Source organism: Shewanella sp. SW32 (assembly GCF_025653365.1).
In the GTDB taxonomy this organism is placed as follows: domain Bacteria; phylum Pseudomonadota; class Gammaproteobacteria; order Enterobacterales; family Shewanellaceae; genus Shewanella; species Shewanella oncorhynchi.
In genome coordinates, this window is record NZ_JAKKSJ010000010.1 from 15,059 (window position 1) to 36,414 (window position 21,356).

General features: G+C 46.0%; 15 protein-coding genes. 10 read left to right on the plus strand and 5 right to left on the minus strand.

Annotation, left to right across the window (positions count from 1 at the left end; all coding sequences use genetic code 11):
* Positions 1-59: 59 nt before the first annotated feature.
* The 4 genes from L5M28_RS07620 to L5M28_RS07635 form a co-directional block, all read right to left on the minus strand.
* Positions 60-3,107 (minus strand): efflux RND transporter permease subunit, encoded by a 3,048-nt coding sequence (locus tag L5M28_RS07620; RefSeq protein ID WP_263195965.1) that lies wholly within the window; start codon positions 3,105-3,107, stop codon positions 60-62.
* Entirely contained in the window at positions 3,104-6,355 is a 3,252-nt protein-coding gene (locus L5M28_RS07625; protein ID WP_263195966.1) for an efflux RND transporter permease subunit, read from the minus strand. The genes L5M28_RS07620 and L5M28_RS07625 overlap by 4 nt, the downstream gene beginning before the upstream one ends.
* A gap of 12 nt (positions 6,356-6,367) precedes the next feature.
* Positions 6,368-7,432: an efflux RND transporter periplasmic adaptor subunit gene (locus L5M28_RS07630; RefSeq protein ID WP_105252698.1), complete on the minus strand. Its 1,065-nt coding sequence runs from the start codon at positions 7,430-7,432 to the stop codon at positions 6,368-6,370.
* Between the two features lie 578 nt (positions 7,433-8,010).
* A complete protein-coding gene (locus L5M28_RS07635) occupies positions 8,011-9,297 on the minus strand; it encodes a citrate synthase (RefSeq protein ID WP_105252697.1) in 1,287 nt (428 codons plus the stop codon).
* A gap of 414 nt (positions 9,298-9,711) precedes the next feature.
* Here L5M28_RS07635 and sdhC point away from each other — a divergent pair, with 414 nt between their 5' ends.
* The 10 genes from sdhC to L5M28_RS07685 all read left to right on the plus strand — a co-directional run bounded on the left by sdhC (position 9,712) and on the right by L5M28_RS07685 (position 20,747).
* The gene (gene sdhC, locus L5M28_RS07640; RefSeq protein ID WP_263191605.1) at positions 9,712-10,107 is read left to right on the plus strand and encodes a succinate dehydrogenase, cytochrome b556 subunit; all 396 of its coding nucleotides are present in this window, start codon (positions 9,712-9,714) and stop codon (positions 10,105-10,107) included.
* Positions 10,101-10,448, plus strand: a complete 348-nt coding sequence (gene sdhD, locus L5M28_RS07645; RefSeq protein ID WP_028759700.1) for a succinate dehydrogenase, hydrophobic membrane anchor protein — start codon at positions 10,101-10,103, stop codon at positions 10,446-10,448. The genes sdhC and sdhD overlap by 7 nt, the downstream gene beginning before the upstream one ends.
* The gene (sdhA, locus tag L5M28_RS07650) at positions 10,449-12,215 is read left to right on the plus strand and encodes a succinate dehydrogenase flavoprotein subunit (protein WP_105252695.1); all 1,767 of its coding nucleotides are present in this window, start codon (positions 10,449-10,451) and stop codon (positions 12,213-12,215) included.
* A gap of 11 nt (positions 12,216-12,226) precedes the next feature.
* Complete coding sequence (locus tag L5M28_RS07655) at positions 12,227-12,934, plus strand: succinate dehydrogenase iron-sulfur subunit (protein ID WP_028759701.1); 708 nt, start codon at positions 12,227-12,229, stop codon at positions 12,932-12,934.
* Between the two features lie 214 nt (positions 12,935-13,148).
* A complete protein-coding gene (gene sucA, locus L5M28_RS07660; RefSeq protein ID WP_263171970.1) occupies positions 13,149-15,980 on the plus strand; it encodes a 2-oxoglutarate dehydrogenase E1 component in 2,832 nt (943 codons plus the stop codon).
* A 31-nt stretch (positions 15,981-16,011) separates the two neighbouring features.
* Positions 16,012-17,202 carry a 2-oxoglutarate dehydrogenase complex dihydrolipoyllysine-residue succinyltransferase gene (gene odhB / locus L5M28_RS07665; RefSeq protein WP_263195967.1) on the plus strand — a complete coding sequence of 397 codons (1,191 nt, stop codon included), beginning with the start codon at positions 16,012-16,014 and terminating at the stop codon, positions 17,200-17,202.
* Positions 17,203-17,307: 105 nt separating this feature from the next.
* Positions 17,308-18,474, plus strand: coding sequence for an ADP-forming succinate--CoA ligase subunit beta (sucC, locus tag L5M28_RS07670; RefSeq protein ID WP_006081976.1), 1,167 nt, complete (start codon positions 17,308-17,310; stop codon positions 18,472-18,474).
* The gene (gene sucD / locus L5M28_RS07675) at positions 18,474-19,346 is read left to right on the plus strand and encodes a succinate--CoA ligase subunit alpha (protein WP_263195968.1); all 873 of its coding nucleotides are present in this window, start codon (positions 18,474-18,476) and stop codon (positions 19,344-19,346) included. The genes sucC and sucD overlap by 1 nt, the downstream gene beginning before the upstream one ends.
* Before the next feature lie 400 nt (positions 19,347-19,746).
* Positions 19,747-20,154: a nucleoside diphosphate kinase regulator gene (rnk, locus tag L5M28_RS07680; protein ID WP_028759704.1), complete on the plus strand. Its 408-nt coding sequence runs from the start codon at positions 19,747-19,749 to the stop codon at positions 20,152-20,154.
* Between the two features lie 95 nt (positions 20,155-20,249).
* Positions 20,250-20,747, plus strand: a complete 498-nt coding sequence (locus tag L5M28_RS07685) for a GNAT family N-acetyltransferase (RefSeq protein WP_263195969.1) — start codon at positions 20,250-20,252, stop codon at positions 20,745-20,747.
* Between the two features lie 84 nt (positions 20,748-20,831).
* On the opposite strand, the gene fur is transcribed toward L5M28_RS07685, so the two are convergent.
* A complete protein-coding gene (gene fur, locus L5M28_RS07690; protein ID WP_028759706.1) occupies positions 20,832-21,263 on the minus strand; it encodes a ferric iron uptake transcriptional regulator in 432 nt (143 codons plus the stop codon).
* Positions 21,264-21,356: the final 93 nt, after the last annotated feature.

Here is a 21,356-nt window from a genome sequence, read left to right on the forward strand (position 1 = left end):
GGCATATTAAGTTGTCGAAGATTGCTGAACTGTTCAAGAACATCAGCTATCCAAGACAACTAAACCGTCCAAGGTAACAGTTTTTTGGCAAAGTGATCGGCTTGGCCTAAGCGAATCGCTGCGCGGTGACGCATCCGATAAAATGCTTGATAGCACAGGGGGACTAAGTACAAACTAGTCACTGTCGAGAACGATAAGCCACCGATAATGGCGATTGCCATGGGGTAATATGGCGGGCCGCCACCACCGATTTGGGTATCACCCATCGCCAGTGGGACTAATCCCAGTACTGTTGTACCTACTGTCATTAACACTGGCCGCAAACGGGTGATACACACCTCCCGAATGGTGTCAGACAATTTGTCGAGATCCGGTGTCATCTGATTGATCTGATCTACCAGAACGATACCGTTGTTTACCACAATCCCCATTAAAATCAAGATACCTATCATTGCCATCACAGAAATAGGGGTGCCTGTGATAAACAGCGCCCAGAATACACCTGTGATGGAAAATAGGATCGAGGTAATAATCGCCGTCGGTAACAGTAGAGATTCAAACAACGCCGCCATAACAATATAAATCATCGCGACAGCCAAGAGCATATTAGTCACCATCACGTTCTGATCTTCATCTTGGCGCTCGAAGCCACCACGGAGTGAATAGTCGTAACCATCGGGGAAACGGATATTTTCCATCACTTGCTTAATCTTAGTTTGCGCCTCTTCTGTGGTGAGGTTTTCTAAGTTAGCCCCAATCGACAGCGAAGTTTGGCGATTGAAGTGTTTGATAGTATCGAAGCGGGGTTGGATCTCAATCTTCGCCAGATTATCTAAGGTGTACACTCTTTGGTCGAGGCGTACTATGGGTAACTGCTTGAGTTTCTCAAGTGACTTTTGCCATTCTTTCTCGTAGGCCATTTCGATGCGCAGCTCGCCATTAGGATCGTGGCGGAAGGATCGCAGCGGTGAACCGCGCAGTGCCATGGAGATACTTGAGGCAATTTCATTGAGTTTTAAATCTAACCGCGCCGCCATTTGTCTATCAATGCGGATAATCACTTCTTGCTGAGCGCCGTTAAGCTCGGAGCGAACATCTTGCAATCCTTTGATATTTTGCAATAAAGGAATAACTTGCTCGCTCAAATTAATTAGCTCAGAGGTTGAACGTCCTGTCAGTGTGACTCGCACGCCAGAGTTGTCATTGCCCCAGCCAAATTGCGGTTTGGCGATGGAATACTTAGGGAAGCCGCTACGGATTTTCTTTTTTAACTCATCCACTGATATAGGCAAATCTTTCTTTAGGAGGATCACCGATGAGCCATCGTCAGAGGCATAATAGCTGTAGACCGAATCAATATGGAATTCCTCTTTATTGTTATAAAGATACTCTTCCATTTGGTTGATCATCGCCTCAGTGACATTGAGATTATGTCGACCTTCTACTTGGTAGTTAATGTAGATTCGTTCATTGCTCTCGCTGTCTTCTTGATCCTGTTTAACCATAGATAGCGGCAGGGCGGTGGATGCGAGTATCGCTACAGCAATCACGCCTGAACGCCAAGGTCTGAGCAATACCCAATCTAGGGTATTATTGTAAAAACGTTGTAATTTACCCGCATCCTTTTCGGGGGCGATGTCGAAGTGGAACTTAGTCAACATCAAAGGGATTAAGGTTTTTGCGACCAATAGCGACGCGGCGAGTGAGATACAAATCGCAATAGCAACATGCTCTAGAAAAATGGTGATCTCGACTTTTACGCCAAAAATATTAGGTAAAAATACAATGGCGGTTGTCATTGTGCCTGCCAATACCGCCAGAGACACTTTATCGACCCCCGTCATGACAGACTCTTCATTGTCTTTAGGGTGTTTACCTTGTTTTTCCTGCAGTACGCTCTCAGTGACAACTACAGCGTTATCAATCAACATACCGACGGCGAGCAGGAGTCCCATCATAGACAGAATATTCAAGCTGTAACCGAGTAGATACATAGCGGCGAGCGTCATACCGATTGAAATAGGCACGGATGACACAACCACTAAAGTCATTTTCAAATTACGCAGGAATAAGTACAGCACTATAAAGGACAGCAGTGCACCGATTAACCCTGAAAGCAGCAAATCCATTAGTGAAGATTTTACTCCAGAGGCTTGATCTTCCATGATAAACAGGCGAATACCTTGGAACTGTTGGTCCTGTTTCGCAAGCTCAATCACCTTCATGACACGGTCTGACACTTCGACTAAGTTAGCGCCAGATTCCTTAAAAACATCCAAACCCACGGCATAGTGCTTATCTAAATGTCGACCTTCGATACGTTCAGGTAGGGCAAATTGCACATCGGCGATATCGCCTAAGGTCAATCCGGGGATAAGTACTAGTGCTTTGATATCTTCAAGGTTTCTAAACTCACCCTTAGGTGAAACTTGGTAAACGATATTACTGGCCCTGAGTGTACCTGCGCTCAGCACAAAGTTCTCTCTGCCGAGACGTTGTTGCAAATCTGTGGCTGAAAATCCACTGGCGGCAAGGCGGTCGGCATTGATGCGTACCTCAATTTGCTTTTGCTCAACGCCGTACAGGCTGACCTTAGAGACACCTTCAACACGTTCAAGTGGACGCTTGAGCTGTTTATCGAGTAGATCGAATGCACCTGAAAGCTCACGATCACTTGAGATGCGTATGGTGAGCACAGGCATGTCGGCGGTGGAGAATTGGCGGATAAAGACCCGCTCCACATCCTTGGGCAGTAAATGTCGCACTGCATCGATTTTTTCCCGCGCTTCTAAGCTCTTAGTAGCAACGTTTTCCCCCCACTTCATGTTGATTTCGATTTCGGCGCCTTCTTGGGAGGATTCTGATTCAAGCTCATCAATCCCACCCATAGTCGCGAGGGATTCCTCCAGCACTTTGGTAATATCGCGTTCCACTTCAGCAGGGGTCGAGCCTTTGTAAGGCACTTCCACCACTATCTGTGGGATATCGATACCGGGGAACATTTCCAGCGGTAATAGGCGACTCGAGGCGAGACCAAACAGCAAGATAGCAAAGAAGAACATGCTGGTGGTTACGGGGCGCTTAATGGCTAAACGGGTGAGGTTCATGGGCGAGCCTCCTCTACGTTTATATGTGAGCCAGTTACTGCGTATTCTTTACGGTCGAACAGGGCATAGAGCACTGGGAGCACTATTAAGGTCAGTAATGTTGACAAACTCAGACCAAAGATCACCGTAATCGCCATCGGTGCGCGTACCTCTGAGCCATCACCTAGACCTAGCGCCATCGGCAATAAGCCTAAGGTCGTGGTGAGGGTTGTCATCATAATCGGGCGTAGGCGCGATTTAGCTGCATCGCGAATGGCATCAAGTTTTTGAGCACCTTCGCTACGCAGTTGATTGATCCGATCCACAAGCACAATCGCGTTGTTCACGACGATCCCCGCCAACATGATAAGGCCAATAAATACCACCACACTCAAGTGAGTTTGGGTGATATAAAGCCCAAGTACACTGCCACCTAATGCCATAGGTACGGCAAAGAGGATAAGCAAGGGATGTAATAGTGATTCAAACTGACTCGCCATGACTAAATACACTAAGAAAATCGCTAAGATAAGGGCAATTTTGAGTGATTGGAATGAGTGCTCCATTTCCTCATTTTGACCACCAAAACGGGCCTGAACCGATGCGGGTAACACTTGTTGCGATAGTATCTGCTGCGCCTGTGCAACCGCATCGCTTAAATCACCATAGGCGAGGTTAGCTGATACGAGAGCCACACGTTGTTGGCTGATGCGGTTAATCGCAGATGGGCCTAATTGCAATGAAACTTCTGCAACTGCGCTTAATGCAATAGGTTGGTTGCTGTTCGGGTTGATAATTAAGGCATCGATATCGCTGATTTGATCCCGCTCCGCGAGTTCACTGCGCACCAGAATATCAATCTTACGGTCACGCACTGTGTATTGACTGGCAACAGTACCACCAACACGTTGGGCAATACGGTTTGCAACCGTTGGCGCATCCATTCCTAGAGCCGCTAACCTTGCATGATCGAAACGGATACTTAGCTCAGGTTGACCATCACGTAGACTGGTGTTCACGTCGGCAAAACGCTCCGATGCGGATAATGCTTTGACTAGACTATCTGCGCTGCGTTTGAGTAAGTTTAAATCGTAACCTGTGAGCTCAATTTCCAGTGGCGTTTTAAAGCTGAATAACTCAGGTTGCTCAATTTTCGCTTCAAGTTCAGGAATGCGGCGCGCAGTATCACGTAATACTTGAGTGACTGCGTTATAGGCACTGTGGTCGTTAAGCACTACTTGCAAGCGGCCCCAGTTTTCACCCCCGCGGGCAGTATCCGAAGTCATCAAACCGCCACTACCGGCTTGGCTATAAGCATGTTTAACTTCGGCTCTGTCTTTAATGGACAGTGCAAGTTGCTGTAATATCTTGTCGGTTTCGCTCACTGCCGTACCCGGCGGTAGCAAGATCTCCACATAAAACTCACCCTGATTCATTGGCGGAATAAGCTCCATACCAAGTCGCGGTAACAAGCTAATACAAGCGCCTGTTATTGCAATCGTGAGTAACAGTGTTGCTTTTTGTTGGCGCAGCGCCGAGGCCAGAAGCTTGTAATAAACCTTCTCAATACTGTGGTAGACAAAGTTAAATGCTGAGCTTAACGGGCGCATCACTAGACCAATAAGCCATGAGAAGAAGCGGCCTAAAATCAACACTAAGGTCAGTAGTGCACTGGGTAAGTAACTAACAATTAATAGAATAGGAAAGGAAAACACAGTCGCGCTATAGTGTTTAAGCTTGCCCATTTTAGTGGTGGGTTTATCCTTAGGTGTCGTTTTTATCAGCGCGGGTAAGGTTTTAAAGCCTTCACGTGATGCCAGCATTGGAATGGACGTTAACGCGACTAATAGCGATGCTAACAGCGCAAAAGTGACCGTTAGCGCTTGGTCTGAGAAGAGTGCGCCAGCAATCCCATCCACAAATACTAGCGGTACAAACACCGCAAGAGTGGTGAGTGTTGAGGCAAAAATTGCGCCTGCCACTTCTTTAGTCCCCGTCACTGCAGCTTCTAATTTACTCATGCCTTCGCTACGGCAGCGGTCTATGTTCTCTAATACCACAATGGCGTTATCGACCAAGAGACCGATGGCAAGGGCAATACCACCTAATGACATGATGTTTAAGCTGATATCGGCAAAATACATCATGTTAAAGGTGGCGATCACTGAGAAGGGAATCGAGATAGAAATAATCAGTGTCGGGATGATATTACGCAAGAACAGGTAAATCACTAGCATAGATAACAAGCTGCCCATCAGCGCAGAAGAGGTGACTTCGCTGACCGCACTTTCGATAAACTCAGACTGATCGTAAATCACTTCGAGCTTATTTTGCTTAGGGTCTTGATTGATTTTGACGAGTTCATCGCGCAGTTTTTTGGCGACAGCGACAGTATTTGCATCACCTTCTTTATAAATGGCCAGTTCAATCGATTCTTGACTGCCGATGCGGGTGATATCACTACGCTCTTTGTAGGCATCTGTGATGGTAGCAACTTCGAATAAACGGACTAAAGCTTGCTCGTCGCGATAGACGATCACTTGGCCGAGTTCATCTAATGAGTTGAATTGGTTTAGCGTTCGTACTAAGTATTCGCGATCACCTTGGATCACTTTACCCGCAGAGAGGTTGATGTTTTCCTCATTAATACGACGTTTAATATCATCGGCATTGAGATTGAGCTGCGACAGTTTTTCTTGATTGAGCTGAATATGCACTTCTTGCTCTAGGCCGCCAGATAAACGCACGGCGGCGACCCCAGATAGCGCCTCTAAACGACGCTTAAGTTCTTCCTCTGCATAGGTGCGCATTTGTTTGAGATCGGCTTCAGATGCATTAGGCACAGACAGCGCGAGACGCATAATAGGGTCAAGGTTGGGGTTAAAACGCAGTAATAAGGGCTTTTTAACATCGAGCGGCAGAGCGATAGTGTCGAGTTTTTCACGTACATCTAAACTCGCCATATCCATTGTTGTGCCCCATTCAAACTCGAGCACCACATCTGACATGCCTGAGCGCGAAATAGAACTGATTTTACGTAAGCCTTTGACCACCCCAACGGCTTCTTCAATCGGTTTAGAGACGAGCTGTTCGACTTCAACTGGCGCCGCGCCGTCATACATAGTGCGAATGGTTAATGTGGGATAGCTTAAGTCTGGCAGTAACTTCACCGCTAGGCGGGAAAATCCCACCATACCGAATAAAATCACCGCCAGCATGAACATCCATACCGTGACAGGCCGTTTAACAGAAGTGCTGATAATTGACATGAAAGGCTCCTATCAGTTCTTAGCGGAAGCAAGATCGAGTGGGGTGATCACTTCGACTAAGGATTGGTCTTTCAAGTTTTGCTGGCCACGGGTAACGACTTGCTCACCGGGGTTAATACCTGTAATCACTTCTACCGAATCACCTTCACGGTAGCCAATTTCGACTTCACGACGGTTCGCATTGGTACCATCAATAACATAAAGCGCTTGTTTGTTGTCTTGGTTAATCAAGGCGCTGTAGGGAACAGTAATCACGTTCTCGTGGGTATCGTATTTGAGCTCAACCCGGGTAAACATGCCAGCTTTAAGGCGCGCCTCTTGATTCGGCACAGCAAGTGTCACCTTAAAGGTGCCACTTTGTGGGTCCACAATCGGGCTTATGCGCAACACTTTGGCATGGATAGCATTCTTGCTATGTTGATTACTAAACACTTGTGCTTCTTGGCCGAGTTTTAAGCTGGCAAGCTGTTGCTCTGGGAGATGAACAATACCGTGGAGTTCATCTTGATTGACGATGTAGAACAAGTCGCCAAATTCCTTCGCCATATTGCCAGCTTTCACATAACGTTTAGCTACGACGCCGCTAATAGGGGACAGTACGCGGCTTTCTTTTACTTGCAGTTCGGCGAGATCTTTTTTAGCGATAGCGGCTTGCAAGTTATATTCAAGTTTGGCCATTGAATCCGCGCTGATAAATTCTCTGTTGCTCATTTTCTTCAGACGATTTAATTCTTGCTCGATGATTTTGACTTCGGCTTCTGAGCGGTCTAAATCATATTGCTGCCTCTTGGCATCAATAACAGCCAGCACTTGTCCCTTTTGAACGCGGTCACCTTCTTCAACAGCGAGAGATTCAATGAGCCCTGATATACGGCTCACTACATTGGCTTCCTGTGGCGCTTCTAAGGTGGCAGTTGTACTGTAAAAAGATGAAACGTTTCCTTGCATCACTGTAGTGGTTTCGACGGGAATGGCATATTTTTCTTCTTTTTTGACCACTTCTTCCTCACCACAGGCTGCTAGCATCGAAATCATTAGCAGTGGCAGGGTGAATTGAGCAATTTTTGACTTTTCCATAAGAATGTTACCTGTTGTCTTTATTGTGATGTCAGTTGTCAGCAGAAACCATGCCAATGTTTAAATTTGTTTAATTTCAGTCTATTAGTCGTATTTTTGGCTAAGTGTAATTTGTGATTCTTACTAAATGTAGCTAAAAGGTTTAAAAAGTGATGAGAATAACTAAACGCGGTTAATTAAGATTACACAAGTGCGCAATTGCAACAATGTATTTTGTCAGGAGAAGTAATACCAATCGTATTAAATATCTGTTCATTCAGCGGGAGTTCAACGCGCTTTAGACAAGGCGAAGGCTTGAAGGCATAGTGGTGCTCTGTTGAAAGCCTTGAACGCAGTATAAAGCGCTTTGCCATGTAGTGAACATCAGCCGCCCTTCGGGAGCCTCACAGACATCCCACTCCGGTGTTGCATTGACTTAAAAGGGAATAACCATTTCTGCGTCAATGCGCCTTGGATTGAAATGCCTGTGAGGCTCTGAACTGATTAGATATTTAATGTGATTGGTATAAGTTTAAAAGAGGATTATTTGAAATGAAAAAAGCGCCCTTAGGCGCTTTTTAATGCGTAAGTCGTGGGACTTAGCGTTTGTCTTGTGCGACGAAATCACGCGCAGTTTCACCAGTATATAACTGACGTGGACGGCTGATTTTGTGGCCTGGTTGATCTAACATTTCTTTCCAGTGAGCAATCCAGCCTACAGTACGTGCCAGTGCGAACAGCACAGTGAACATACTGGTTGGAATACCAATGGCTTTCATAATGATGCCAGAGTAGAAGTCGACGTTTGGATACAGCTTTTTAGAAATGAAGTATTCGTCTTCAAGTGCAATGCGCTCAAGCTCCATTGCCACATCCAAGAGTGGATCTTGTACTTTCAGTTCTTTCAGCACTTCATGACAGGTTTCACGCATCACTTTGGCTCGTGGGTCAAAGTTTTTGTAAACACGGTGTCCAAAGCCCATCAGACGGAAAGGATCATTTTTATCTTTAGCGCGTTCAATGAATTCAGGAATACGGTCTACTGAACCGATTTCTTCTAACATTTGCAAACAGGCTTCGTTAGCGCCGCCGTGTGCAGGGCCCCAAAGAGATGCGATACCCGCTGCGATACACGCAAATGGGTTTGCACCTGAAGAACCGGCTAAACGTACTGTTGAAGTCGATGCGTTTTGTTCATGATCTGCATGTAAAATGAAGATCCTGTCCATTGCACGTTCAACAATAGGGTTCACGACGTATTCTTCGCACGGTACAGCAAACATCATGCTTAAGAAGTTGCCCGCATAGCTTAAGTCATTACGTGGGTACACGAATGGCTGGCCTGAAGAATACTTGTAGCACATGGCTGCTATCGTAGGCATTTTTGAGACTAAGCGATAAGCGGCGATTTCGCGGTGACGTGGATCGTTAACATCCAGAGAGTCTTGGTAAAATGCAGATAATGCACCCGTCACACCACATAACATGGCCATAGGATGAGCATCACGACGGAAACCTCTAAAGAAGAAGGCTAGCTGCTCGTGAACCATAGTGTGGGTTTTAACTGTATGTACAAACTCAGTATATTGCGCTTTGGTCGGCAGTTCACCGTAAAGCAGCAAATAACACAGGTCTAGGTAATCGGAGTCAACGGCAAGTTGATCGATTGGATAGCCACGGTGTAACAATATACCCAGATCACCATCAATATAGGTAATTGCAGATTCACAGGAGGCAGTCGCAAGAAAACCTGGATCAAAAGTAAAGTAACCTTTGCTGCCAAGTTTACTGATATCGATTACGTCAAAACCAGCGGTTCCCTGCTTTACTGGCAATTCTATCGAGTCGTTCCCTGGTAATTCTAATTTGGCTTTTAAATCAGCCATACCCCGTTCTCCTTACTTAGTTCTTATCTGTGAGTGCGGCATGTCAAACCGCCATTACTTTACAGCCATTCTAGATCACATTTCAATTTAAATAAGCGTTTAAATTTGTTAGACCATGGTATAAAAGCCTTTACTTTTCTATTTGTAACTGGCACTTACAGTAAAAAATAGTCAAAAAAACATAATTTGCATTCTGTGATGTTTGTATTTGACATTTGCCGCGAGTATACTTGCCTCGCCCAATAAGGGCCGCAAACAACGATTATAAAGCACCCTTTGTTTACATGTTAAATGAGTGCGTGCTCAGATAGTTAACTGTTTGTTTAAACTTTGCTTTTGTGTTTACTTTTGCAGTGATCAACCTCCTGTTTAAAGTTTGTACAAAAGCGGTTCACATAACAAAAAAAATGCTCAATGGAGCTGAGTGAGCAGAACGTGAAAAAGCAAAGACCTGTCCATTTAGATCTGCAGACCATTCGCTTTCCTGCAACAGCGATTGTGTCAATTCTTCACCGTGTTTCCGGTGTCATCATGCTGTTCGCAGTTGGCATTCTCATTTGGTTGCTAAATTCATCTTTAGCATCAGCTGAAAGTTTCGCTGGCGTACAGTCTCTATTCGATAACTTCGTGATGAAGTTTATCCTGTGGGGCATTATGACTGCACTGGTGTATCACTTGTTTGGTGGCCTGCGCCACTTAGTAATGGATACCGGTCGTTGGGAAGAATTGTCATCGGGTGCCGCATCAGCGAAAGCTGTATTTGCCTTAACGGTAGCCTTTTCAATCATAGCGGGGATCTGGGTATGGTAACCAATGCAGCAAGTTTTGGACGCAGTGGTGTTCATGACTATATTCTACTACGCGCTAGTGCAGTGATCCTCGCCTGTTACACCATTTTCTTGGTTGGCTTTATTGCATGTAGTTCCCCTCTCACCTATGACGTCTGGCATGGCCTATTTAGTGCTCTGCCAATGAAAGTGTTTACACTTCTGACGCTGGTAGCCTTATTAGTACATGCTTGGATTGGTGTATGGCAAGTGCTGACAGATTACGTTAAGTGCACGTCGTTACGTGGTGTTTTACAGTTCACCTTTGTCGTTACCGTATTTTGTTATTTAGCGGCCGGCATTGTTATTGTGTGGGGTGTCTAAGTGAGTATTCCAGTACGCGAATTTGATGCTGTAGTGATCGGTGCCGGTGGCGCTGGTATGCGTGCAGCGCTGCAGATTTCCAAAGAAGGTAAAAGCTGTGCGCTTTTATCAAAAGTATTCCCAACCCGTTCTCATACCGTATCTGCGCAGGGTGGTATCACTGTAGCGTTAGGTAACGCCCATGAAGATCATTGGGAACAACACATGTACGATACCGTGAAAGGTTCCGATTTTATCGGTGACCAAGAAGCGATCGAGTTCATGTGTAAAACCGGTCCTGAAGCCGTGATTGAACTTGAGCAAATGGGTTTGCCTTTCTCTCGTTTCGAAAATGGTACGATTTACCAACGTCCATTTGGTGGTCAATCTAAGAACTTTGGTGGCGAGCAGGCTGCGCGTACTGCGGCAGCTGCCGACCGTACTGGTCATGCTTTGCTTCACTGTTTATACCAACAAAACGTTAAGCATAAGACGCAAGTCTTCTCAGAATGGTATGCATTAGATCTCGTTAAAAACGATGATGGCGCCGTTGTGGGTTGTACTGCGATTGAAATTGAAACGGGCGATATCGTTTATTTCAAAGCTAAAGCAACGATTCTTGCGACCGGTGGTGCAGGGCGCATTTACGCTTCGACGACTAACGCGCATATCAACACCGGTGACGGCGTTGGTATGGCAATGCGTGCTGGCGTGCAAATGCAAGACATGGAAATGTGGCAATTCCACCCAACTGGCATCGCCGGCGCGGGTGTACTTGTGACTGAAGGTTGTCGTGGTGAAGGCGGTTATCTGCTGAACAAAGACGGCGAGCGTTTCATGGAGCGTTATGCCCCTAACGCGAAAGATTTGGCATCACGCGACGTGGTAGCACGTTCTATGATGACTGAAATCCGCGAAGGTCGTGGTTTAGACGGTCCATTAGGCCCACACTGTTTGCTCAAGCTTGATCACTTAGGTAAAGAAACATTAGAAGCACGTTTACCAGGCGTGTGTGAATTGTCTCGTACTTTTGCCCATATCGATCCAGCCGATGGTCCAATTCCAGTACTACCAACCTGTCACTATATGATGGGCGGTCTACCAACTAAGGTCAGTGGTCAAGTTATTCGTAAGAATGAAGACGGCACTGAACAAGATGTTATTGGTCTGTTCGCTGTGGGTGAGATTGCCTGTGTATCTGTACATGGTGCAAACCGTTTAGGTGGTAACTCACTGCTTGATTTAGTGGTCTTTGGCCGCGCAGCGGGTCAGCATTTAGGTAAAGCTTTGGATGAGACTGACGATCCAAAAGACGCTAGCGATGCGGATATTGCTGCCTCTCTGGCGCGTCTGAATCGTTGGGAAAGCAACAAAGATGGCGAAGATCCAGCGCAAATCCGTAAGGATTTGCAACTGTGTATGCAATTAAACTTCTCTGTATTCCGTCGTGGCGATGCTATGGCTGAAGGGTTAGAGCAGTTGAAAGTGATTCGTGAACGTCTTGCAAATGCTAAATTGTCTGATAACTCTCGTGAATTCAATACTCAACGTATTGAATGTTTAGAGTTAGATAACTTGATGGCAACGGCAATCGCCACGGCTTATGCGGCTAACTTCCGTACCGAAAGTCGCGGTGCTCACTCACGTGAAGATTATTTAGAGCGTGATGATGAGAACTGGTTATGCCACAGCTTATTTGACCCAATCACTGAAACGATGGATCGTCGTGCAGTGAACATGGCACCTAAGTTACGTGAAGCATTCCCGCCGAAGAAACGTACCTACTAGGAGTTGCAAAGATGAAATTGACATTTGCAGTTTATCGCTACAATCCTGACGTAGATACTAAACCGTATATGCAGGATTACAGCTTAGAAGTGGCAGAAGGCTCTGACATGATGGTGCTCGATGCACTGATCAAGTTGAAAGAGCAAGATCCGACTTTGTCATTCCGTCGTTCATGCCGTGAAGGCGTGTGTGGTTCAGACGGCGTGAACATGAATGGTAAGAATGGTCTGGCGTGTATTACCCCAATTTCAACCTTTAAAGGTAAGAAATTAGAAATACGTCCATTACCAGGTATGCCAGTTGTTCGTGACTTAGTTGTTGATTTAACTCAGTTCTATAAGCAGTATGAGAAGATCAAGCCTTACCTCATCAATGATGAGAAACAACCTGCTCGTGAACACTTACAATCCCCTGAAGAGCGTGCTCATTTAGATGGTTTGTACGAATGTATCATGTGTGCCTGTTGTTCTACGGCTTGCCCATCATTCTGGTGGAATCCTGATAAGTTTATCGGTCCAAGCGGTCTGCTTCATGCATATCGTTTCTTGATCGACAGTCGCGATACAGCTACAGAAGAACGTTTATCTGAGCTGGACGACGCCTATAGCGTGTTCCGTTGCCATGGCATCATGAACTGCGTTGACGTTTGTCCAAAAGGTCTTAATCCGACTAAAGCAATTGGTCATATTAAGTCCATGCTGTTGAAGCGAGCAGTGTAATGCGAGAACCCGAGCTGAAACCAATAATAATATAGCTCTTGAAGAGTCACTTTCTGGTAGCAGAAGGTGACTCTTTTGCGTATGTAATGGAAGACAACGCGCCGTATATCTGGACATCTAGGGGCGGCAGAAATTATGCGTCGAAGGTAATCTCTACAGACTGCATATTTAATACTATGGCTAAGCACGTGTATAAAGTTTGAAAGGAATAGAAATGCACCAAGGCATCATGAAAGCCTGGCTCGAATCATCTCACTTAAGTGGTGCAAATTCGACCTACGTAGAAGAGATGTATGAAGCCTATCAAGAAGACCCACAGTCAGTCGCTGATGATTGGCGTGCGGTATTTGATAATCTCCCTCCTGTGAACGGTGCCTCTGTTGATGCGCCTGAAGCTGCTCACTCAAAAGTACGTGATTATTTTCGCAGTTTAGCGTTAGAAGGTCGCCATAAGAGCTCAGCTCGTGTGACGGATCCTGAAATGGATGCTAAGCAAGTTAAAGTCCTGCAATTAATTAACGCCCATCGTTTCCGTGGTCACCAAGGTGCTAATCTTGATCCCCTCGAACTGTGGAAACGTGAACCCGTAGCTGATTTAGATCCTGCTTTCCACGGCTTGACTAAAGAAGACATGGAACGTGAGTTTAATACAGGTTCTTTTGCTCATGGTGGCGAAACCATGAAGCTCGCGGATTTGGTAAAAGCGCTGAAAGCCACCTACTGTGGTTCTATCGGTGCTGAATATATGCACATTACCGATACCGATGAGAAACGCTGGATCCAACAACGTCTCGAACCTTCCTTAGGTAAAGCTAACTACGATAAAAGTGTTAAGACACGCATTCTTGAAGGCCTTAACGCCGCAGAAGGTATTGAAAAATACTTAGGTGCTAAATTCCCTGGTGCGAAACGTTTCTCGTTAGAAGGCGGTGATGCGTTAGTGCCTATGATGCGCGAAATTATTTATCGTGCAGGTGAAGCCGGTACTAAAGAAATCGTCGTCGGTATGGCTCACCGTGGTCGTCTGAACGTGTTGGTGAACGTATTAGGTAAGCGTCCAGCTGAACTGTTTGACGAGTTCGCGGGTAAGCATGCTGATACCCACGGTTCTGGTGATGTTAAGTACCACCAAGGTTTCTCCTCTGATTTTGAAACGCCGGGCGGCAATGTGCATTTAGCACTGGCCTTCAACCCATCGCACCTTGAAATCGTTAACCCTGTGGTCATTGGTTCTGTACGTGCCCGTCAAGACCGTCGCGGTTGTAAGGATGGCTTACAAGTCATGCCTATTACTATTCACGGTGACTCTGCAATTGCGGGTCAAGGGATAGTACAAGAGACATTCAACATGTCTCAAACCCGTGGCTTTAAAGTCGGCGGCAGTATTCGCATCGTAGTGAACAACCAAGTGGGTTTCACGACGTCTAACCATGCGGACACTCGTTCGACTGAATACTGTACTGACATCGCTAAGATGGTTCAGGCACCGATTTTCCACGTTAACTCTGATGATCCCGAAGCCGTTGCTTTTGTGTCGCAGTTAGCCGTTGATTATCGTAACGAGTTCAAACGTGATGTGGTGGTTGAATTGGTGTGTTATCGCCGTCATGGCCATAACGAAGCCGATGAGCCAAGTGCAACTCAGCCGCTGATGTATGCCAAGATCAAGAAACACCCAACGCCACGTAAGATTTATGCAGACAAGCTAATCGCTGAAAACGTGATCGCTGCTGATGATGTGACTGGTCTTATCAATAATTACCGTGATGCATTAGATCAAGGTGATTGTGTAGTTAAAGAATGGCGCCCAATGACGCTGCATTCTGTTGACTGGACTCCGTATATCGGTCGTGAGTGGGACGAAGCGTATCAAGCCTCTATGTCGGCTGAGCGTTTACAAAGTCTGGCTGACAAACTGAGCTATGTACCTGAAAGTCATCCATTGCAATCACGGGTTGCTAAGATTTATAGCGACCGTTTAGCGATGGCAAAAGGCGAGAAGCCACTCGATTGGGGTTTTGCAGAAACGCTGGCTTATGCCTCAATTCTGGAAGACAACAAACGTGTACGTATTACGGGTCAGGATTCTGGCCGCGGTACTTTCTTCCATCGTCATGCTGTATTGCACAATCAAAACGATGGCACGACTTACATGCCACTGCGCAATATTGCTGATGAACAAGGCCCAATTGATATTACTGACTCAGTATTATCTGAAGCCTCAGTACTGGCGTTTGAGTATGGTTATGCCACAGCAGAACCCGGCGGATTGACTATTTGGGAAGCGCAGTTTGGTGACTTTGCTAACTGTGCCCAAGTGGTAATCGATCAGTTCTTGTCATCGGGTGAGCAGAAGTGGGGCCGTTTATGTGGTCTGACTATGCTGTTACCCCATGGCTATGAAGGTCAAGGCCCTGAGCATTCAAGCGCCCGTTTAGAGCGTTTCTTGCAGATGTGTGCTAACCACAATATGCAAGTGTGTGTGCCTTCAACACCTGCACAGGTCTACCATATGTTGCGCCGCCAAGTGGTGCGTCCTATGCGTCGTCCACTTATCGTCATGTCGCCTAAGTCATTACTACGTCATCCATTAGCGGTTTCAAGCTTGGAAGAATTAGCCAATGGCAGTTTCCAAAATGTGATCGGTGAAATCGATACGTTGGAAGCAAGCAAGGTTGACCGAGTTGTCTTCTGCAGTGGTAAGGTTTACTTCGAACTGCTGGAAAAACGTCGTAAAGAAAATATCACTAACGTAGCGTTAATCCGTGTCGAACAGTTATATCCGTTCCCACATGATGAAATGATCGTTGCTTTGGCTGATTACCAACATGTGAAAGATTTTGTTTGGTGTCAGGAAGAGCCACAGAACCAAGGTGCTTGGTACTCTAGTCAACACCATTTCTGGGCCGCGGTTCCTGCAGGTGCACAGTTAACTTATGCTGGTCGTGAAGCGTCAGCTGCACCAGCGTGTGGTTACCCTGAGTTGCACACACATCAGCAAGAATCTTTAGTGAACAGTGCCCTGAAACTTACAATCACACTGTAGTAATAGACATTTTATAAAAGGATAGTTTTTCATGAGTATCGAAATCAAGGTACCCGTACTACCAGAATCTGTTGCCGATGCCACGATTGCCACTTGGCATGTGAAAGTGGGCGAGCAAGTTTCTCGTGATCAAAACCTGGTTGATATTGAAACCGATAAAGTGGTTCTTGAAGTGGTTGCGCCAGAAGATGGCCATATTGGCGAGTTTTTGTTTGAAGAAGGCGCCACTGTTCTGGGTGAACAAGTGATCGCTAAATTCATCGCCGGTGCTGTATCGGGCAAAGAAGTCACTAAAGCGCAAGCTGAAGCGGCAACGCCAGCAGCTGAAACCAGCGATGAAAGCAGTGATGCGTTAAGCCCATCTGTACGCCGTTTACTGGCTGAGCACAATGTTGATGCCAACAAAGTAAAAGGCACTGGTGTGGGTGGTCGTATTACTAAAGAAGACGTTGAAGCCTTCGTTAAGTCTACCCCTAAAGCTGCGGCGCCAGCAGCACCTGCTGTAGCTCCGTTAGCGGCTGGCCGTAGCGAGAAGCGCGTGCCAATGACACGTCTGCGTAAGACAATCGCAAACCGCTTGTTAGAAGCGAAAAACTCTACCGCTATGCTCACGACGTTTAACGAAGTGAACATGAAGCCCATCATGGATATCCGTAAGCAATACCAAGATATCTTTGAAAAGCGCCACGGTATCCGTTTAGGCTTTATGTCTTTCTACATCAAAGCCGTGACTGAAGCGCTGAAACGTTTCCCAGAAGTCAACGCGTCTATTGATGGCGATGATATCGTCTATCACAACTACTTCGACATCAGCATTGCAGTATCAACACCACGTGGTCTGGTAACACCAGTGTTACGTGACACAGATACCATGAACTTAGCTGAAATCGAAAAAGCAGTTCGTGACTTAGCCCTTAAAGGCCGTGACGGTAAGCTGACTGTGGCTGACATGACTGGCGGTAACTTCACTGTGACTAACGGTGGTGTTTTCGGTTCACTGATGTCTACACCGATCCTTAACCTGCCACAAAGTGCGATTTTAGGCATGCATGCCATTAAAGATCGCCCAATGGCAGTCAATGGTCAGGTTGAAATCCTGCCCATGATGTACCTAGCACTCTCATATGACCATCGTATTGTTGATGGCCGTGAGTCTGTTGGTTTCTTGGTTGCGATTAAAGACTTCCTAGAAGACCCAACTCGTCTGCTGCTTGATCTGTAACACAACTCGATAAGAGATTGCGCTTAAAGAAATAGCCAGACATACCCTCGTGACTGGCCCAAACGGGCCAGTTGGATTTGATTAGAAGTATACGGATAGATCATCATGAATTTGCATGAGTATCAGGCAAAATCCTTATTTGCCGAATATGGTTTACCAGTGTCAGAAGGTTTTGCATGTGATACAGCCCAAGAAGCTGTAGAAGCGGCAGGCCATATTGGCGGAAATTTATGGGTTGTTAAGTGTCAAGTACACGCAGGCGGCCGCGGTAAAGCAGGTGGCGTTAAAGTTACTGGCGATAAAGAAGAAATCAGAGCCTTTGCCGAACACTGGTTAGGCAAAAATCTGGTGACTTATCAAACTGATGAGAAAGGCCAGCCAGTTGCTAAAATTTTAGTAGAAAGCTGCACCGACATCGCTAACGAACTGTACTTAGGTGCCGTTGTTGACCGCGCGACTCGTCGCGTTGTGTTCATGGCGTCGACTGAAGGTGGCGTTGAAATTGAGAAAGTGGCAGAAGAAACGCCAGAACTCATCCATACTGCAATCATAGATCCTTTGACTGGACCACAAGGTTATCAAGCACGTGATCTTGGCTTCAAGTTAGGTTTAAACCCAACTCAAATGAAGCAGTTCACTAAGATTTTCATGGGTCTGGCGACTATGTTCGTTGATCATGATTTCGCATTGCTTGAAATCAACCCACTGGTTATTACCACTGAAGGCAACCTACACTGCCTAGACGGTAAAATCGGTATCGACGGTAACGCACTTTACCGTCAACCAAAAATCAAAGGCATGCACGATCCATCACAGGATGATGCTCGCGAAGCTCACGCTGCTAAGTTCGAGCTGAACTACGTTGCATTAGACGGTAACGTTGGCTGTATGGTGAACGGTGCAGGTCTGGCGATGGGCACTATGGATATCGTTAACTTGCACGGTGGCAAGCCAGCGAACTTCCTAGACGTAGGCGGCGGCGCGACGAAAGAACGTGTAGCAGAAGCATTCAAAATCATTCTGTCTGACAGCAATGTGAAAGCGGTTCTGGTTAACATTTTCGGCGGTATCGTACGTTGTGACATGATCGCAGAAGGTATTATCGGCGCTGTTAAAGAAGTGGGCGTTAAAGTACCTGTTGTGGTTCGTTTAGAAGGTACTAACGCTGAACTTGGCCGTGAAGTATTAGCTAAATCAGGTCTAGATATCATTGCAGCTACCAGTCTAACTGACGCGGCTGAGCAAGTAGTTAAAGCTGCGGAGGGCAAATAATGTCTGTCTTAATCAATAAAGATACCAAGGTAATTTGCCAAGGTTTCACTGGCGGTCAAGGTACATTCCACTCACAACAAGCTATCGATTACGGTACGCAAATGGTGGGCGGTGTGTCTCCTGGTAAAGGTGGTCAAACTCACTTAGGTCTTCCAGTGTTCAACACTGTGAAAGACGCTGTGGCTGCGACTGGCGCAACTGCTTCTGTGATCTATGTACCGGCTCCTTTCTGTAAAGATGCCATTCTTGAAGCTATCGACGGTGGCATCGAGCTTATCGTTTGTATCACTGAAGGCATTCCTACACTGGACATGCTGCAAGTTAAAGTGAAGCTTGAAGAAACTGGCGTTCGCATGATCGGCCCTAACTGCCCAGGTGTTATTACCCCAGGTGAATGTAAGATCGGCATTATGCCAGGTCACATCCACTTAAAAGGCAAAGTGGGCATCGTTTCTCGTTCAGGTACTCTGACTTATGAAGCGGTTAAGCAAACAACGGATGAAGGTTTCGGCCAATCTACTTGCGTAGGTATTGGTGGTGACCCAATTCCAGGTACTAGCTTCATTGATGTACTGGAAATGTTCCAAAACGATCCACAGACTGAAGCGATCGTTATGATCGGTGAAATTGGTGGTAACGCTGAGGAAGATGCGGCGGCTTTCATTAAAGCACACGTGACTAAGCCTGTTGTGTCTTATATTGCGGGTGTAACTGCACCTGCTGGTAAGCGTATGGGCCATGCTGGCGCGATTATCGCTGGCGGTAAAGGTACTGCAGAAGACAAATTTGCTGCATTAGAAGCAGCGGGCGTGACAACTGTCCGCTCGCTTGCTGATATCGGCAAAGCGCTGCGTACTCGTACAGGTTGGTAAGCTAACCTTTCGAATATAAAAGGCGCCTAAGGCGCCTTTTTTATTGGCGGTAATTTACGCCGCTAAGCGCAGTAAATCATAGGAATGGGATTGAGCTAACACCATGAAGACTAGATATTTTTGCTTCTACGGGTTAGATTGATGCTTCTCTACTACGCGCTCGTCTGTGTCATTGGCGAGGATAATGTGAGTAGAGCCATTAACCATGAGCTAAGTGCTTATGGCTTCAGTGCTGTTCTGCAAAAAATCTTGAACTCAAATTTATTTAACACGGTTGCAGTCTATCGTTGCGAGCGTATTTGTTTTATGGGGCTTATCGCATTGGGGGAGGGTAAGCAACAGAGTCGATGTTAGCCACAGTAACGGCTTAAACATCACATTTTTTTACGAGGGAAAAACTGTGAAAACACCTAAAATCATTATTTCGGAAATTGACTTAGAAAGACTAGAGCGATTATTGGAGTCACTGCCGGCAAATGCGTTTCCGGGCAAAGCGGCATTGGAGGCTGAATTAGACAGAGCCGATATTGTGCCTGCATCACAGGTGCCCGCGAATGTGGTGACCATGAATTCAGAAGTGAAGTTTAGCGTTTCATCCAGTAATGAGACTTTCTGTTTACGTTTAGTGTATCCAAAAGACGTGAACGGCGCGGGCACGATTTCTATTTTGGCGCCAGTGGGCAGCGCATTATTAGGGCTCTCTCAAGGTGATGAAATTGAATGGCCAGGTCCGGGTGGTTCTATGGTAAAAGTGCGTATTGAAGAAATCCTGTATCAGCCTGAACGCAGTGGTGATTTCCACCGTTAAGCTTGAGGTATTGGCGTAGTGTCGTTGACGTTACGCCAGTGCACTTTAAGCGAACCATTGGTTGATTTTTAAGTGCCATTTTTGAAGGAGCAAAGATGATAACCCAAACTGAACGGTTAATTATTCGACCATTTACTGAGCAAGATTGTGAAGCGCTTTATTTGATGAACAGTAATTCTGCGATGCTGAAATACATTCCCACCGCGGCATTTACAGCTCGCGAGCAGGCGGTTGAGTTGTTTCACAAAGTGATCCAAGTCGATTATCAGCAACATGGTTTTGGTCGTTGGGCGGTAGAGCATAAAGCCGATAAGCGGGTGATTGGTTTTTGTGGTCCGAAATTTATTCCAGAATTCAGTGAAGTCGAACTGGGTTATCGTTATTTCCCTGAGTATTGGGGAACAGGAATTGGTACTGAGGCCGCATTTGCTGCATTAGCCGAATTTAAACGTTTTGGCATTGATCAGACGATTGCACTTATCTTAGCAGGGAATCTCGGTTCTGAAGGCGTGGCTAAGCGTGTGGGCATGCATTGGCGTGAGCAAAATGAGTTTATGGGCCATAAAGTGAATATCTACGCCAAGGTGTTATAGCGGTTTGCCCGTAAACATCATCCAATAAAAAAACCAGCCTTAGGCTGGTTTTTTGCTTAATTCTTTATAAACACAATGACCGACTTAGGCGTCGTTATGCTCACAGGTATCGTTGGTGCAAGTGCCGTACAAATATAAGCTGTGATTAGTCAGCTTAATATTGTGTTTCATGGCAATTTCATCTTGACGACGTTCGATGACTTCATCTGAAAACTCAATCACTTTGCCACACGATAGGCAAACTAAGTGATCATGATGATGCTGAGTCGATAGTTCGAAAACGGCTTTACCGCTCTCAAAATGATGGCGACTGACAATACCTGCATCATCAAATTGGTTTAACACACGGTAGACGGTGGCTAGACCAATTTCTTCACCGATATCGAGCAGCTTCTTGTACAAATCTTCTGCACTGATATGTTGGTTTTCAGGTCCTTGCATCAGTTCTAGGATCTTGACTCGTGGCAGGGTAATTTTCAAACCCGCTTTTTTTAGCGCTTGATTTCCATCTGTCATTGCTAATCTCTTGATTGCAGAACCAATAGGTTCATCCGTGGATAGTGTTTGCCATTATAGGTGCTCAGGTTGAAAACTTAAACCTTTGTTCTG

What these genes read in the sequence shown, in the direction of transcription:
- odhB (WP_263195967.1), top strand. Translation starts at nt 16,012, where the DNA reads ATGAGTATCGAAATCAAGGTACCCGTACTACCAGAATCTGTTGCCGAT.
- L5M28_RS07630 (WP_105252698.1), bottom strand. Translation starts at nt 7,432, where the DNA reads ATGGAAAAGTCAAAAATTGCTCAATTCACCCTGCCACTGCTAATGATT.
- sdhD (WP_028759700.1), top strand. Translation starts at nt 10,101, where the DNA reads ATGGTAACCAATGCAGCAAGTTTTGGACGCAGTGGTGTTCATGACTAT.
- sucC (WP_006081976.1), top strand. Translation starts at nt 17,308, where the DNA reads ATGAATTTGCATGAGTATCAGGCAAAATCCTTATTTGCCGAATATGGT.
- L5M28_RS07635 (WP_105252697.1), bottom strand. Translation starts at nt 9,297, where the DNA reads ATGGCTGATTTAAAAGCCAAATTAGAATTACCAGGGAACGACTCGATA.
- sdhC (WP_263191605.1), top strand. Translation starts at nt 9,712, where the DNA reads ATGGAGCTGAGTGAGCAGAACGTGAAAAAGCAAAGACCTGTCCATTTA.
- L5M28_RS07625 (WP_263195966.1), bottom strand. Translation starts at nt 6,355, where the DNA reads ATGTCAATTATCAGCACTTCTGTTAAACGGCCTGTCACGGTATGGATG.
- fur (WP_028759706.1), bottom strand. Translation starts at nt 21,263, where the DNA reads ATGACAGATGGAAATCAAGCGCTAAAAAAAGCGGGTTTGAAAATTACC.
- sucA (WP_263171970.1), top strand. Translation starts at nt 13,149, where the DNA reads ATGCACCAAGGCATCATGAAAGCCTGGCTCGAATCATCTCACTTAAGT.
- L5M28_RS07685 (WP_263195969.1), top strand. Translation starts at nt 20,250, where the DNA reads ATGATAACCCAAACTGAACGGTTAATTATTCGACCATTTACTGAGCAA.
- sucD (WP_263195968.1), top strand. Translation starts at nt 18,474, where the DNA reads ATGTCTGTCTTAATCAATAAAGATACCAAGGTAATTTGCCAAGGTTTC.
- L5M28_RS07620 (WP_263195965.1), bottom strand. Translation starts at nt 3,107, where the DNA reads ATGAACCTCACCCGTTTAGCCATTAAGCGCCCCGTAACCACCAGCATG.
- L5M28_RS07655 (WP_028759701.1), top strand. Translation starts at nt 12,227, where the DNA reads ATGAAATTGACATTTGCAGTTTATCGCTACAATCCTGACGTAGATACT.